This window comes from Lutibacter oceani (genome assembly GCF_003384935.1).
GTDB classification, from domain to species: Bacteria; Bacteroidota; Bacteroidia; order Flavobacteriales; family Flavobacteriaceae; genus Lutibacter; species Lutibacter oceani.
This window is the reverse complement of sequence record NZ_QTTQ01000010.1, coordinates 523,878-538,841: the sequence shown is the minus strand read 5'-3', so window position 1 is coordinate 538,841 and position 14,964 is coordinate 523,878. Positions and strand designations below refer to the sequence as shown.

Genomic DNA, 14,964 nt, shown 5'->3' with positions numbered 1-14,964 from the left:
TAATTTTTATAATTCTTTTTCTAAAAGTTGTTGATTGTATAATTCTTTGTAATATCCGGGTTTATTAACTAGCTCATTGTGTGAACCTTGTTGTATAATTGTTCCATTTTCAATAACTATAATTTTATCAGCATTTTTAACAGATGACACCCTATGGCTTACTATTATTGTGGTTTTATTAAGACTTACTTTATATAAATTATTTAAAATAATTTCTTCGGTTTCAGTATCAACAGCAGACAAACAATCATCAAAAATTAATATTTTAGGTTCTTTAATTAAAGCGCGTGCTATAGAAATTCGTTGTTTTTGACCACCAGATAATGTAACACCTCGTTCACCTACATACGTGTCGTAACCTTTATTAAAGTCAATAATATTATGATGAATATATGCATCTTTTGCAGCTTGTACAATTTTGTCATCAGACGCATTATCATCTCCAAATTTTATATTGTTTTTTATGGTATCGGAAAATAAGAATGCTTCTTGAGGTACAAAACCAATGCTTTGTCTTAAATCATCTAAATTTATACTTTTTATATTTTTTCCATCAATTAATACTTCGCCAGAATCTACATCATACAACCGGGCAATTAAATTAAGTATTGTTGATTTTCCAGAACCAGTATTACCTAAAATGGCTAAAGTTTCACCTTGTTTTATTTTAAAACTTAAATTTTTTAGTGCTGTAATGTTAGTGTCATCATACGTAAAAGTCACATTTTTAAATTCAATGGCTCCATGTATGGTTGAAGGGGTTTCAATTAAATTTTTAATTTCAGGTTCGTGTTTTAAAAATTCGTTAATACGTTCCTGGGAGGCTTCAGCTTGTTGAACAATGGATGTAACCCAACCAACAACAGCAACTGGCCAAGTTAACATATTTACATACATTATAAATTCAGCAATAACACCAATGGAAATTTCACCAGCAATATATCTAAGTCCTCCAATGTAAATTACTAAAATATTACTTAAGCCTATTAATAGAATCATTAATGGAAAAAACAATGCCTGGGCTTTAAATAAATCAATATTTTTTTCTTTTGAAGTTTCTGAAAGATTCCCAAATTCAACTATTGCATTTTTTTCAATTCCGTAAGATTTTAAAATACTAATTCCCGAAAAAGTTTCTTGCGCATTTGCAGTAAGTTTTGATAAATACTGTTGAACAATCATACTTCGTTTATTTATAACTCTACTTAAAAGATAAATTGAAATTGATAAAACAGGTAGTGGTAAAAGTGTATAATTTGTTAAAGTAGTATCAATATTATACATTTTTATAATTGCAACAATAAAAAGTACCAGCATATTCATAGTGTACATAATGGCTGGCCCAAAGTACATACGTACCTTACTTACATCTTCACTAATTCTATTCATTAAATCTCCTGTCTTATTTTTTTTGTAAAAATTTAAAGACAAACGTTGGTATTGTTGATAAATTTCATTTTTTAAATCAAACTCAATAAGCCTAGAAGTTACAATTATTGTTTGTCGCATTAAAAAAGTAAAAAAACCTGAGAGTAAAGCGGCACCAATAATTAATAAAATATTGTTTAATAAATCAGATTTAACAATTGTTAAATCAGTAATAATTCCATTTTTATAATCTTGTGCAGCATCTAAAGATTTGCTGATAAGTTGAGGAATTTGAAGTGCTAAATATTTGGAGCAAAACGTAATAAATATTCCTATTAAGAGACGATATTTGTATTTTGAAAAGTATTTATTTAAATATTTTAAGGCTTTCATAAAGGGAAAAAACGGCATTTCAATTTTAATGTACGAATATACATGAATATTAATTTATTGAAGTAATTTTAAGATACAATTAACTTTGAATAAAAAAACAAAAACAAATTATTTTTCAAAAAAATAATAGTATTTTTGCGCTTTTAAAACAATAAATGTTTAAAGTTCTTTAAATGATAAATAGAAGACATATTAGAGTAAAGGTAATGCAATCTGTTTATGCAATGCTTCAATCTAAAAGTGATATCCTTGATAAGGAAGAAAAATTTCTATATGCTAGTATAGATAAAATGTTTGATTTGTACGTCTTGGTATTGCGTCTATTTGTTGAAGTAAAAAATATGGAAAAAAACCATATTAAAATTTCTCAAAAAAAGTATTTAGCAACTTCAGAAGAGTTAAACCCAAATACCAAATTTATTGATAATGCAATTTTTAAACTATTGGAAGATAGTGTTTCTTTAAATAACTATTTAGAGGAAAATAAATTGAATTACTGGATTTTAGATGATGAGTATGTAAAAGAAATTTGGAGGGTAACCAAAGAATCTCCGCTATATAAAACATATATGAAATCTACATTATCTTCATTTCAAGAAGATAAAGAATTTATTGCAGCTTTATTTAAAGAAGTTATTGCTCCAAATGATAAATTGGCCGATTATTTTGAAGATAAAAATATTAGCTGGGTAGATGATATTCCGTTTGTAAATACGTGGGTTTTAAAATCTATCAATCAAATGAAAATTAATAAGCCTTTTACTTTAGGATTGTTATATAAAGATGATGATGATAAAAAGTTTGTAGTTGATTTATTTAGAAAAGTTATTTTAAATCATACTGAATTTGAAAAGGATGTAAAAGATAAAACACCAAATTGGGATGCAGAGCGAATTGCAGATATTGATATGATTTTAATTAAAATGGCAATTTGTGAATTCTTAAAATTCCCATCAATACCATCAAGGGTTACCATAAACGAATATATTGAAATTTCAAAAGATTATTCAACACACAAAAGTAGTTTCTTTATAAATGGAGTGTTAGATAAAATTTTAAAAGATTTTACTGCTTCAAAAAGAATTAATAAAATAGGAAGAGGATTATTATAATTTTATATTTTTACAAAAACTTACATATTATGAAAAATTTTACAATTGTTTATGTTTTAATGTTAAGTGTTGCGCTATTTTCTTGTAAGGAAAAAGCAACTTCAAAAATTAACACATCTAACTTAGAAACAGCTAAAGAAAGAGATGCAGTTATTGGTTTAGGATCTGCAATTATTGATTTTGATAAAAGAGAATACGATTTTGGAGAAGTAACTGAAGGTGAGTTAGTAGAAGGTTCTTTTGAAATTATTAACAAAGGAAAAGTAGATTTAATAATTACAAGTGCTAAAGCAACTTGTGGTTGTACAGTGCCAGAATGGCCAAAAGAAGCTATTAAACCAGGTGAGTCTGCACCGTTAAAGTTTACATTTAACTCAAGAGGAAGAGTAGGTAAACAAAGTAAATCTATAACTTTACAAACCAATTCAGAAAAAGTTACAGAAACTATTAGAATTAAAGGAACAGTAGTTAAAAAAAGTTAAAAATTTTATAAAAAACACAAATTAAAAAATGTATACAACAATTTTATTACAAACAGGAGGAGGAAGTTCATTAACAAGTATGTTACCATTTTTGTTAATGTTTGTGGTTATCTATTTTTTTATGATTAGACCACAAATGAAAAAAGCAAAAAATGAAAAAGCGTTTCAAAGCTCTATTGCAAAAGGCAATAAAATAGTTACTTCAAGTGGTATTCACGGAAAAATTGTTGATATTGTGGATAGCGATAATACCGTAATTGTTGAAACAGGTGCTGGTAAAATAAAATTTGAGCGTTCAGCTATTTCAATGGATTTAAGTAAAAAATATTCAGCTCCAGCTGATAAAAAATAATTTAAGATTTCATATCTATAAAAGTGAGCTGAAAGGCTCACTTTTTTTGTATATTTATTTTTTATTTCAAGTAATGAAAACAGTTGTAAGCACTTCAGGTATATCCATAAAAAATAACCGCAAATTTAAGGTTTTTTTATTTTTTTTGGTATTAACATCAATAATATGGTTGTTAATAGAATTGTCTAAAACATATACAAGTTCAACAGTTTTTAATGTGGAATATAAAAATTTGCCTAATGATAAATTATTGCAAACAAAACCGGTTGCTAAGCTTGATGTGGCAATTAAAGCCCCAGGTTTTAATTTATTAAAATATAAATTTAAAGCACCAAAAGTTAGTTTTAATTTAAATAATTTATCAAAAAAAGGCGATTTATACTACCTTTTACCAAATTCACAACTCTCTAATTTAAACACTAAATTAGTTGGTGAAACTGAAATATTAAGTATTTTAAAAGACACTATTTTTATTGAAATTGGAAAAAACGTTTCAAAAAAAGTTCCAGTTGTTCCTAAAACTGAGATTAAGTTTAAGTTGGGATATAATTTTATTGAAAAATTAAGTGTGCTTCCAGATTCTATTATTATTACAGGATCCGAAAAGTACATAGATTCAATTAAAGAAATTTCAACGGTTTTATTAAAACTGAATGATATTTATGAAAGTATTGATAGTGAGTTGGATTTAATAATTCCTAAAAAAAGTAAAAACTTAATATTTTCAAGTAATAAGGTGAGAATAACAGGTAAGGTTGATAAATTTACTGAAGGGAAGTTTACAATACCAGTTTCAATTATAAACGAGCCCGATGGTGTTAAAGTAAATCCTTTTCCTAAGCAAATAGAAGTTGTATACCAAGCGAGTATAACACATTTTAATAAAATAAACGACAATAGTTTGTTAATTATTTTTGATTATAAACAGTATGAAAAAGATTCTACAACTCAGTTTTTAACCCCAGTAATCAAACAAAAAAGTGAATATATCTCTTCATTAAAAATTATTCCAAATCAAATAGAATTTTTAATACAAAAAGAATGATTATAGGCTTAACTGGTGGAATTGGTAGTGGAAAATCTACAGTGTTAAATATGTTTAAAAAACTTGGCTTTGAAACTTATGTGGCAGATATTAAGGCTAAAAATTTAATGAACACTAATGCAGCGTTAGTACAGGATATAACGAACCTTTTTGGTAAAGAAGCATATAAAAACAACGAATTAAATAAAACTTATATTGCTGAAATAGTTTTTAAGGACAAAAAAAAATTAGCAGCATTAAATGCACTTGTGCATCCAAAAGTTCGTGAGGATTTTAAAAATTTTGTAAAAAAATCACCTGCTAAATTTATAATTTATGAAGCAGCAATTTTATTTGAAAGTGGCAGTAATAAATTATGCGATTTTGTTATTACAGTAACTGCAAATTTAGAAGATAGAATTCGCCGAGTTAAAAAAAGAGATGGTGTAACCAAAAGTCAGGTATTAGATAGAATTCAACATCAACTAAATGACGAAGAAAAAATAAGAAAATCACATTTTGTAATTGTAAATAACACTTTAAATACTACTGAAAAACAAGTATTAACAGTTTACAATATTCTTTTGAAGCACTCTAAAAAATAAATATATTCTTAAAATAGTGTTAAAAAAATGTATATATTGTTAACTAAAGTTAAATAAAGATAATTTTACTGTTAAAAGTTTAATTTTGAACAATGAGAAAGAGGATATTTCTACTTATCATCATTTTAATGAGTATTTCGCTGATAGGTATTATTACAGTGCAGGTTTTTTGGATAAAAAATACCATACAAATTACAGAGCAGCAATTTACATCTAATGTTAGGTTTGCCTTAGCAAAAGTATCAGAAGATATAAGACAGCGTGAGTTTGATGAATTTTATGAAAAATATGCAGCTAATTATAAAGAAGGTGATTTAGTAAAAGGATCTGATGTTAGAAATTTTATTTTTGAAAAAATTGATACCATTAATAATGAGCGTTTTACGTATTCTCAAAGTATAATTGAACAAAATTATAAGGTACCAGCAGAGTTCTTTGACAATGATTCTATAAATTTTAGGGAAATATTTAGCAAAGAGGAAATATCTATTGTTGAAAACAATGTATTAGATGAGGTATTTGGAAAAGATAACTTACCCGAAGAACGTATTACTAAAATGGGTAGGTTAAAAGAAGCTGAAAAATCACTTTTAGTACAATCTTTTGATGTTTCAAGAAGTAAAATGCCAGTTCATCAAAGAGTTAGTAATAGAGAAATAACATACAGGTTAGATCGAGAACTTAAAAGTAAAGGAATTGATACCGATTTTAAATATGGAATTTATAGTAACGGATTAGCAACTCAGGTAAAATCTGGTTATTTTAGAAAAGAAGCTGGTAAAAGTTATATGGTTCCTATGTTTGCAGATGCTGAAGGTAAAAGTGATTATCAATTATTTGTAACGTTTCCTTCAAAAAAGGATTTTATATTATCATCAATATTTAAAATATTAGTATTGTCAGCATTTTTTATTCTAATTATAATTTTGGCATTTGTAACTGCTTTATATCAGTTAATTAAACAAAAGCAGATTTCTGAAATAAAAACAGATTTTATAAATAATATGACGCACGAATTTAAAACGCCCATTGCAACTATTAATTTAGCTTTAGATGCAATTAAAAATCCAAAAATAATTGGAGATCAAGAAAAAGTAATACGTTATGTAAAAATGATTCGTGATGAAAATAAGCGCATGCACGCACAAGTTGAAAATGTGCTCAGAATCTCTAAGTTAGAAAAGAATCAGTTAGATGTAAGTAAGGAAGCAGTTGATGTTCATGAAATTATAGAGGAGGCAATAACACATGTTGAATTATTAGTACGTGATAAAGGAGGTTATATAAAAACGAATTTAAAAGCAGGTTTTACAGAAATTTTGGGAAATCAATTTCACCTTACCAATATTATTGTAAATATGCTTGATAATGCAATAAAATATTCGGAAAATGCTCCAAAAATTGATATTATAACCGAAAATACGGCAAAATATATCATATTAAAAATAAAAGATAAGGGCATAGGAATGAATAAAAATGTTCAAAAAAATGTCTTCAAAAAGTTTTATAGAGAAGAAACAGGAAATATTCATAATGTGAAAGGACATGGTTTAGGACTTTCATATGTTAAAAAAATAGTCGAAATTCATCAAGGTGAAATTTTTGTTGAAAGTGAAAAAGGAGTTGGTAGTACTTTCACAGTTAAATTACCTTTGATATAAATTAAAGAAATATGGAAAATAACAGGATTTTATTAGTAGAAGACGATCCCAATTTTGGTACCGTTTTAAAAGATTATTTATCGTTAAACGATTATAATGTTACACATGCAAAAGATGGTTTAGAAGGTTTAATTATGTTTAAAAACGATGATTACGATTTATGTATTTTAGATGTAATGATGCCTCGTAAAGATGGATTTTCTTTGGCAAAAGATATTAGAGCAACCAACTCAGAAGTGCCTATTATATTTTTAACAGCCAAAACTATGAAGGAGGATGTTTTAAAAGGTTATCAGGCAGGAGCAGATGATTACTTAAATAAACCTTTTGATTCTGAAGTTTTATTGTATAAAATAAAAGCAATATTACAGCGTAAAGAAACTGAACAAAATACTGAAGAAGATACTTTTGAATTTAAAATTGGTAAATTTGATTTTAATTCAAAATTAAGACATTTATCTTTTAACGGTGGAGAAATTCAAAAGCTTTCGCCTAAAGAAAGTAAATTGTTAAAAATGCTGGCAATGCATAAAAACGATTTAATGCCAAGAGAATTGGCTTTAACAAAAATTTGGAGAGATGATAATTATTTTACATCAAGAAGTATGGATGTTTATATTGCCAAATTACGTAAGTATTTAAAAGAAGATGAAAATGTTGAAATTTTAAATATTCATGGTGAAGGATTTAGATTAATTGATAAAAATGAATAAAATTAAAACCTGCTTTTTGCAGGTTTTTTTAATTATAAAATAGTTTACATTTGTGTAGAATTTTAATTTTATATGGCTGAATTAATAAAAATATATGAAGAGAACCCAAATGAAAGGGAACTTGAAAAAGTTGTAGAAATTTTAAAAAAAGGAGGGTTAATTATTTATCCAACAGATACTGTTTATGGCTTAGGTTGTGATATAACAAATATGAAAGCTATGGAAAAAGTAGCTAAAATTAAAGGTGTTAAATTAGATAAAGCTAATTTTTCTTTTATTTGTTACGATTTAAGTAATTTATCCGATTATATAAAACAAATTGATACGGCAACATATAAGATTCTTAAAAAACATTTGCCAGGTCCCTACACATTTGTTTTACCGAGTAATAATAATTTACCAAAAGCCTTTAAAAATAAAAAAACGGTTGGTATTCGTATTCCTGATAACAATATTATAAGAGAATTGGTTAAAAAATTAGGGAATCCAATTGTTTCAACTTCAATTTATGATGAAGATGATTTATTAGAATATACAACAGATCCCGAATTAATTTATGAAAAATGGGGGAATATTGTTGATGTTGTAATTGATGGTGGTTATGGTGATAACAATCCTTCAACTGTTGTAGATTTGTCAGATAATGAGATAACTATTTTACGTGAAGGAAAAGGAAGTTTAGAAAACTTTTAAAAAAGATCCTTATATTTTTTCTTCCCTAAAATAAAATGTTGCCAAACAATACTTTTAATAGTAAAGTAATCATTCCTTTTTTTATGGTTTCCTCTTTTAGCAAGCATTTTAGAAAGTTGTTTATAAAAACTAATATGTGCTTTTAAAATAGCTAAAATATGTTTTGGTCTAAATTCAAATAAAAATTTCAAACCTGCTATTCCATCTAAAACTAAACGCATAAATATAATGCCAAACAAGTCTTTTTTTGGTAAATTTTTAACTAAAGAAAACAGACTGTTTCTAAAATTTAAAAAAGTTTTTTTTGGACTTTCTTCTTTTAACGTTGCACCACCAACGTGGTAAACTGTAGATGTTCCAACATATTTAATAGTATGATTTAAATTTTGTGCTCTCCAGCATAAATCTATTTCTTCTTGATGCGCAAAATAATCTTCATCAAAACCATTTAAGTTTTTAAAAATAGTGGTACGAATAAAAAAACAAGCCCCTGAGGCCCAGAAAATCTCTTTTATATCATTAAATTGTTGATTGTCTTTTTCGAGTTCGGAAAAAATACGACCTCTGCAAAACGGATAACCATATTTATCAATAAAACCTCCTGCTGCACCTGCATATTCAAAAAAATATTTGTTTTTATAATCTAAAATTTTTGGTTGAATTATAGCTGTAGTTGGTTCTTTTTCAAAAGTTGAAATTATTGGATCTAACCAGTTTTCGGTAACTTCAATATCAGAATTAATTAAACCATAAATATCTGCATCAATAAATTGTAAAGCATCGTTATAGCCTTTTGCAAAACCTCCATTTTCTTTATTTTGGACAATTTTTACACTAGGATAATTTTGTTTAATAAAATGAATAGAATCATCGGTTGAAGCATTGTCAGCAACGTATATTTCAACAGTACTAAGTTGACTCTGTTTTACAACAGTAGGTAGAAATTTTTCCAGTAATTGTTTTCCGTTCCAGTTTAATATTACAATAGCTATTTTCACAAATGCAAACTTACTTTAAAATTAACAATTACAAATTAATATTTTCTTAATTATCTGAATAAGCAGGTATGTTTTTCAAAAAAATATATTGCTCATTTTTTGTATCCATTTTACAGTAAAAATGCTCTAATCCATTTGTGGTAATTAAGTAATTAGCATCTAATTTTAGATTATACCTGGCAATTTGATCAAACGTTTCTTGGGTTATTTTTACAGAAGGAGCTTTGCATTCAACAATAATATTTGGTACCCCCTTATTATTAAAAACTAAAATATCTGTCCGTTTTGTTAACTTGTTAATAGTAAGTTTTTTTTCAACAGCAATTAATGAAATTGGATATTTTTTTTCTTCAATTAAATAATGAATAAAATGCTGGCGTACCCACTCCTCTGGAGTAAGAATCATATATTTTTTTCTAATAATATCAAAAATAAAATGCTTATTTTCACTACTTTTGATTCTGAATTTATATGTTGGCAAATTCAATGGCTGCATACAACAAAAATGCTAATTTTTTTTAATAAATGAGTGACGTTACCAAAATAGTTTCAGATATACAAGTTGGAAATATAAAACCAATTTATTTTTTAATGGGTGAGGAGCCTTATTATATAGATAAAATATCCGAATTTATTGAAAATAATATACTTGCTGAAGAAGAAAAAGGGTTTAATCAAATGGTTTTGTATGGTAGAGATGTTACTATTGAAGATATAGTAGATAATGCCAAAAGATATCCAATGATGGCAGACAGGCAAGTTGTAATTGTTAAAGAAGCTCAGGATTTATCAAGAACTATTGAAAAGTTAGTTTCTTACGCTCAAAATCCACAACCTTCAACAGTGCTAGTTTTATGTTATAAGTATAAAAAAATTGACAAAAGAAAAGCACTTTATAAGGCAATTCAAAAAAGTGGTTTGGTTTATGAAAGCAAAAAATTATATGAAAATCAGGTTGCAGATTGGATACGAAGAGTTTTAGCTGGTAAAAAGTATAAAATTGATACAAAAGCAACTTTAATGTTGGTCGAGTTTTTAGGAACCGATTTAAGTAAAATTAGTAATGAACTTGATAAATTAATGGTTGTTTTACCTGTTGAATCAATAATTACACCAAGTGCTATTGAAGAAAATATTGGTATTAGTAAAGACTACAATAATTTTGAACTTAGAAAAGCAGTTGGCGAGCGAAATGTTCTAAAAGTAAATAGAATAATTAATCATTTTGCTCAAAATCAAAAAGCAAATCCAATGGTAGTTACTATTTCATTATTAAATAGCTTTTTTACACAATTGCTTATATTTCATAGTTTAAAGGATAAATCTAAAAATAGTGTTGCCAAAGCCTTAGGTGTAAATCCATTTTTTGTTTCAGATTATTCAGTAGCCGCAAAAAACTATCCAATGCGAAAAGTTTCTCAGGTAATTGCTTTTTTAAGAGATGCAGATGTTAAGAGTAAGGGTGTTGGAGCAAATGCATTGCCAGCTAGTGATATTTTAAAAGAATTATTGTTTAAAATTATCCATTAATTTAAGTAAAAGTCTAAATACTATAGTTAAAGTTGTGAACTCAGCTTGCTATTTATCAACAACAATTCTGTTTTCTCTGTTAGCTATTTCCCAGGCAGTATAAAAAACCAATTGGGTGCGCTTTTGTAGCAATTCATAATTAATTTTATCAGGAGTATCTGATGGTCGGTGATAATCTTGATGAGTTCCATTAAAGTAAAAAATGATTGGAATGTTATTTTTAGCAAAATTATAATGGTCTGATCTGTAATAAAAACGATTTGGATCTTCTTCATCGTTGTATTTGTAATCTAAATCAATTTGAGTAAATTTTTCGTTGATTTCTTCAGATAAATTGTGTAATTCACTACTTAATTTATCTGAACCAATCAAATATATATAATTTGGATTTCCATCTTCATGAATTTCATCAACTCTACCAATCATATCAATATTTAAATTAGTAATGGTGTTTTTAAGTGGAAAAATAGGATTGTTAACATAATATTTTGAGCCCAATAAACCTTTTTCTTCACCCGTTACATGTAAAAACAAGATAGATCGTTTTGGACCATTTCCATCTTCAACCGCTTTTTTAAAAGCTTCAGCAATTTCTAAAATTGCTACATTTCCAGAACCATCATCATCAGCTCCGTTATAAATTTCTTCATTATTTGTACCTAAATGATCTAAATGTGCTGAAATTACAATAATTTCATTTGGTTTTTCTGAGCCTTCAATAAATGCCAAAACATTTTCTGAAGGATTTAAATTAGGATTCAAATGTTCAGTTGGAATATCCTGAAAATAGTTATTTCCACCTAGTGGAGACTGAATATTATTATTTATATAAAAGTATTTTAAGTATTCGGATGCCTTTTTTTGACCAGGTGTACCAGTATTTCTACCTTCAAATTCATCAGAAGCAAAAATGTATAAATGGTTTTTTAAATCGGTTGGAGTTATGGTATTGGCATATTTTGTAACATTTGTAATTGTAACCTCAGAAGTTTCTGAAATATGATTGTTACTCCCACAGCTTATAGCAGCAAGTGTTAATATAAAAAGCAGTGTTTTTTTCATTTGAATAATTTACGGGAATTTCAAATATATTAAAATAATTTTGAGTCGGTTATGGTGAATTGCTTTAAAGTTTTATTAAAACTAATTAGCTTAGAATCAAAAAGCTGATTTAATTCATTTTCAGCAATTAGGTCATCAGTTTTTCCACTTATAAATTTTGAAGGCGACATTAGCCATAATTCATCAGCAAGTTGCATTGCTAAGTTAGCTTCGTGTGTTGAAATAATGATTGTTTTATTAAATTCAGAAGCAAGGTTTTTTAGTAAAGAAAACGTATTTATAGTGTGGTGTAAATCTAAATGTGCAGTAGGTTCATCTAAAACAATTATTGGTGTGTTTTGAGCAAGTGCCCGGGCAATTAGAACTTTTTGTAATTGACCATCGCTTAATTCATAACATTTAGAGTTCATTAAATGTTTGGTGTTGGTTTTTTCAAATGCAGATTGAATTATTTCCATATCTTCATTGGTTAAATATCCAATCCAATTTGTAAACGGTTGCCTACCTAATGCAACAAGTTCAAAAACGGTTAAACTGCTATCCGGTAATCTTTCGGTAAGTACTAAACTTACTATTTTAGCTAATTCATTATTGGCTAAAACTTCTAATTTAATGTTATTTATAAATATTTCACCAGATAAAGCAGGTTGTACTTTTGTTAATGTTCTAAGTAAAGTAGATTTACCAATTCCGTTTTTACCCAATAAACAAACCATATTGCCTGAGCTTAAATTTATATTAAGATTAGAGGCTATGGTAGATACATTCTTTTTTGAAGTATACCCAATACTTAAATTTGAAACTTTTATAATATGTTTAGAGGTTTGTTTCATTAATAATAAATCTTACGTTTTCTAACCAATAACCAAATGATAATTGGTGCTCCAAATAATGATGTAATAGCATTTATTGGTAAGGTGTATTCACTTGTTGGTAATTGGGCAATACTATCGCAAATTAACATGATTATAGCTCCACAAACTGCAACTGCGGGTAATAAAATTCTATGGTTTGATGTGTTAAAAAGGAGTTTTGTTAAATGAGGAACGGCTAAACCTATAAAAGCAATTGGACCTGAAAATGCTGTAATTACTCCAGTTAACAAACTGGTTGCAATTAACACAAAATTACGAGTGCGTTTTACATTTACACCCATACTTTTGGCATAATTTTCACCCAATAATAAGCTATTTAAGGGTTTTATTATAAATATAACAAAAGATATTCCAATTAAAAATACAATCAATAATGCAATAATTTCTTTCCAACTTAAATTGCCTAAACTTCCAAAACTCCAAAACATATATTGTTGAAGTTGGCTAGCACTACTAAAATAGGCTAATATACTTATAACAGCTGCAGTTAAACTCCCAAACATTAACCCAATTATTAGTATGGACATGGTATTTCTAACCTTTAAAGCTGCCAGCATTACTGCTGAAAGCACTAAAAATGCACCTAAACTTGCAGCTATTGCCAAGCCAAAATTATTAAAAGCATAACTGGTAATATTTGCACCTAAAAAAGAAGCTCCCAAAATTAAAACTGCAACTCCTAAACTTGCACCAGAACTTATTCCTAATACAAATGGGCCTGCTAAAGGATTTCTAAATAAAGTTTGCATTAATAATCCACTTATGGATAAGCCAGATCCAACAATTATTGCTGTAATTGCTTTAGGTAAACGGTAGCTTAAAATAATTGATCTCCAGGATTCTTTATCAACTTCACCGTTAATTAATGTGAAAAATAACTGTTTTAAAGGAATGTAAACAGACCCCAAACTAAGATTAATAAAGAATATGAAAACTAATACTAAAATTAGAATTATAAAAGTATTACTATATGATTTTATTGGGCTAATCAAGAATTTTTGTTTAAAAAAGTTACTAATTTTTCTATTGCCTTTCCTCTATGGCTAATTTTTCCTTTTTCAATCATATCCATTTCTGCGAAGGATTTATTATAGCCATTTGGCATAAAAATAGGATCGTAGCCAAAACCACTGTCGCCTTGTTTTTGTTTTAATATTTCACCTTTACAAATGCCCTCAAAAATATATTGATTACCTTCTAAATTTAATGCAATTGCAGTTCTAAATTGTGCTTTTCTATTGGCTTCTTTGTTAAGTTCATTTAATAATTTATGCATATTATTTTCAGCACTATTTTCTTCACCAGCATACCTGGCAGAATAAACTCCAGGAGCATTATTTAAAGCTTCAACTTCTAAACCTGTATCATCTGCAAAACAGTTTAAACCAAATTTTTCAGTTATATAATTAGCTTTTAAAATAGCATTTCCTTCTAAGGTATCAGCAGTTTCAGGAATGTCATCAAAACAATTAATGTCTGCTAAACTAACTATTTCAAAATTAGTTAGCATAGCCTGAACTTCTTTTAATTTGTTTTTATTGTTTGTTGCAAAAACAAGTTTTAGTTTATTCATGATGGTACGGTTCATTTTTTAAAATAGTAAATGCTCTGTAAACCTGTTCAACAATAAATAAGCGAATCATTTGGTGTGAAAACGTCATTTTTGATAATGAAATTTTACCTTGAGCTTTTTTATAAACTGCATCAGAAAAACCATATGGACCTCCAATTACAAAAACTAATTGTTTTATTCCTGAGTTCATTTTTTTTTGAAGGTAATTAGAAAATTCAATAGATCTAAATTCCTTTCCTTTTTCATCTAATAAAATTAATTGATCCGTAGCCGCTAAATTTTTTAAAATTAGTTCACCTTCCTTTTCTTTCTGCTGTTGCTCACTTAGGTTTTTTGCATTTTTAATATCAGGAATTACTTCTAATTTAAAACCAATATAATGTTTTAACCTACCTTGATAGGTTTCAATTAAGGATTGTAAATTTTCAGCATCAGTTTTACCTATGGCCAATAACTTAATTTTCATTCAGCAAATATAAAAAGAATTAAAGATGAATTTTTTGAAAATAAAAAAGTTATTTTT

At 27.2% G+C, this 14,964-nt stretch carries 17 protein-coding genes; 9 read left to right on the top strand and 8 right to left on the bottom strand.

The genetic code is table 11. The features are described from left to right. Positions 1-6 precede the first annotated feature (6 nt). A complete protein-coding gene (locus BX611_RS07875) occupies positions 7-1,761 on the bottom strand; it encodes an ABC transporter ATP-binding protein (protein WP_115879901.1) in 1,755 nt (584 codons plus the stop codon). Between the two features lie 173 nt (positions 1,762-1,934). On the opposite strand from BX611_RS07875, the gene nusB reads away from it, so the two are divergent. The 8 genes from nusB (at position 1,935) to BX611_RS07835 (ending at position 8,403) form a co-directional block, all read left to right on the top strand. After that, positions 1,935-2,873 carry a transcription antitermination factor NusB gene (gene nusB / locus BX611_RS07870; RefSeq protein ID WP_115879899.1) on the top strand — a complete coding sequence of 313 codons (939 nt, stop codon included), beginning with the start codon at positions 1,935-1,937 and terminating at the stop codon, positions 2,871-2,873. A 29-nt stretch (positions 2,874-2,902) separates the two neighbouring features. Further along, positions 2,903-3,355: a DUF1573 domain-containing protein gene (locus BX611_RS07865; RefSeq protein WP_115879897.1), complete on the top strand. Its 453-nt coding sequence runs from the start codon at positions 2,903-2,905 to the stop codon at positions 3,353-3,355. A gap of 28 nt (positions 3,356-3,383) precedes the next feature. Further along, complete coding sequence (gene yajC, locus BX611_RS07860; protein WP_115879895.1) at positions 3,384-3,707, top strand: preprotein translocase subunit YajC; 324 nt, start codon at positions 3,384-3,386, stop codon at positions 3,705-3,707. Positions 3,708-3,780: 73 nt separating this feature from the next. After that, the gene (locus tag BX611_RS07855) at positions 3,781-4,752 is read left to right on the top strand and encodes a CdaR family protein (RefSeq protein WP_115879893.1); all 972 of its coding nucleotides are present in this window, start codon (positions 3,781-3,783) and stop codon (positions 4,750-4,752) included. Beyond that, positions 4,749-5,336, top strand: a complete 588-nt coding sequence (gene coaE / locus BX611_RS07850; RefSeq protein ID WP_115879891.1) for a dephospho-CoA kinase — start codon at positions 4,749-4,751, stop codon at positions 5,334-5,336. Before BX611_RS07855 ends, coaE begins: the two co-directional genes overlap by 4 nt. A 128-nt stretch (positions 5,337-5,464) precedes the next feature. Then, the gene (locus BX611_RS07845) at positions 5,465-6,997 is read left to right on the top strand and encodes a sensor histidine kinase (RefSeq protein WP_240324927.1); all 1,533 of its coding nucleotides are present in this window, start codon (positions 5,465-5,467) and stop codon (positions 6,995-6,997) included. An 11-nt stretch (positions 6,998-7,008) separates the two neighbouring features. Continuing rightward, positions 7,009-7,710: a response regulator transcription factor gene (locus BX611_RS07840; protein ID WP_115879887.1), complete on the top strand. Its 702-nt coding sequence runs from the start codon at positions 7,009-7,011 to the stop codon at positions 7,708-7,710. A 72-nt stretch (positions 7,711-7,782) separates the two neighbouring features. Next, positions 7,783-8,403: an L-threonylcarbamoyladenylate synthase gene (locus BX611_RS07835; protein WP_115879885.1), complete on the top strand. Its 621-nt coding sequence runs from the start codon at positions 7,783-7,785 to the stop codon at positions 8,401-8,403. On the opposite strand, the gene BX611_RS07830 is transcribed toward BX611_RS07835, so the two are convergent. Both BX611_RS07830 and BX611_RS07825 read right to left on the bottom strand, forming a co-directional pair. Continuing rightward, positions 8,400-9,401: a glycosyltransferase family 2 protein gene (locus BX611_RS07830; protein ID WP_115879883.1), complete on the bottom strand. Its 1,002-nt coding sequence runs from the start codon at positions 9,399-9,401 to the stop codon at positions 8,400-8,402. The genes BX611_RS07835 and BX611_RS07830 overlap by 4 nt on opposite strands. 46 nt (positions 9,402-9,447) lie before the next feature. After that, complete coding sequence (locus BX611_RS07825; RefSeq protein WP_115879881.1) at positions 9,448-9,897, bottom strand: type I restriction enzyme HsdR N-terminal domain-containing protein; 450 nt, start codon at positions 9,895-9,897, stop codon at positions 9,448-9,450. 29 nt (positions 9,898-9,926) lie between these two features. Here BX611_RS07825 and holA point away from each other — a divergent pair, with 29 nt between their 5' ends. Further along, positions 9,927-10,931, top strand: a complete 1,005-nt coding sequence (holA, locus tag BX611_RS07820; RefSeq protein WP_115879879.1) for a DNA polymerase III subunit delta — start codon at positions 9,927-9,929, stop codon at positions 10,929-10,931. 48 nt (positions 10,932-10,979) lie between these two features. On the opposite strand, the gene BX611_RS07815 is transcribed toward holA, so the two are convergent. From BX611_RS07815 to rlmH, 5 genes are read right to left on the bottom strand one after another with little or no spacing between them, the layout of a single operon-like run. After that, on the bottom strand, positions 10,980-11,993 hold the full coding sequence (locus tag BX611_RS07815; RefSeq protein WP_115879876.1) for a M28 family metallopeptidase: 1,014 nt from the start codon (positions 11,991-11,993) through the stop codon (positions 10,980-10,982). A gap of 29 nt (positions 11,994-12,022) precedes the next feature. Next, on the bottom strand, positions 12,023-12,826 hold the full coding sequence (locus BX611_RS07810; protein ID WP_115879874.1) for an ABC transporter ATP-binding protein: 804 nt from the start codon (positions 12,824-12,826) through the stop codon (positions 12,023-12,025). Further along, on the bottom strand, positions 12,826-13,857 hold the full coding sequence (locus BX611_RS07805) for a FecCD family ABC transporter permease (RefSeq protein ID WP_115880496.1): 1,032 nt from the start codon (positions 13,855-13,857) through the stop codon (positions 12,826-12,828). Before BX611_RS07805 ends, BX611_RS07810 begins: the two co-directional genes overlap by 1 nt. Beyond that, a complete protein-coding gene (locus BX611_RS07800; RefSeq protein WP_115879872.1) occupies positions 13,857-14,441 on the bottom strand; it encodes a non-canonical purine NTP diphosphatase in 585 nt (194 codons plus the stop codon). Before BX611_RS07800 ends, BX611_RS07805 begins: the two co-directional genes overlap by 1 nt. Next, complete coding sequence (gene rlmH / locus BX611_RS07795; RefSeq protein ID WP_115879870.1) at positions 14,434-14,907, bottom strand: 23S rRNA (pseudouridine(1915)-N(3))-methyltransferase RlmH; 474 nt, start codon at positions 14,905-14,907, stop codon at positions 14,434-14,436. The genes BX611_RS07800 and rlmH overlap by 8 nt, the downstream gene beginning before the upstream one ends. Between the last annotated feature and the right edge of the window lie 57 nt (positions 14,908-14,964).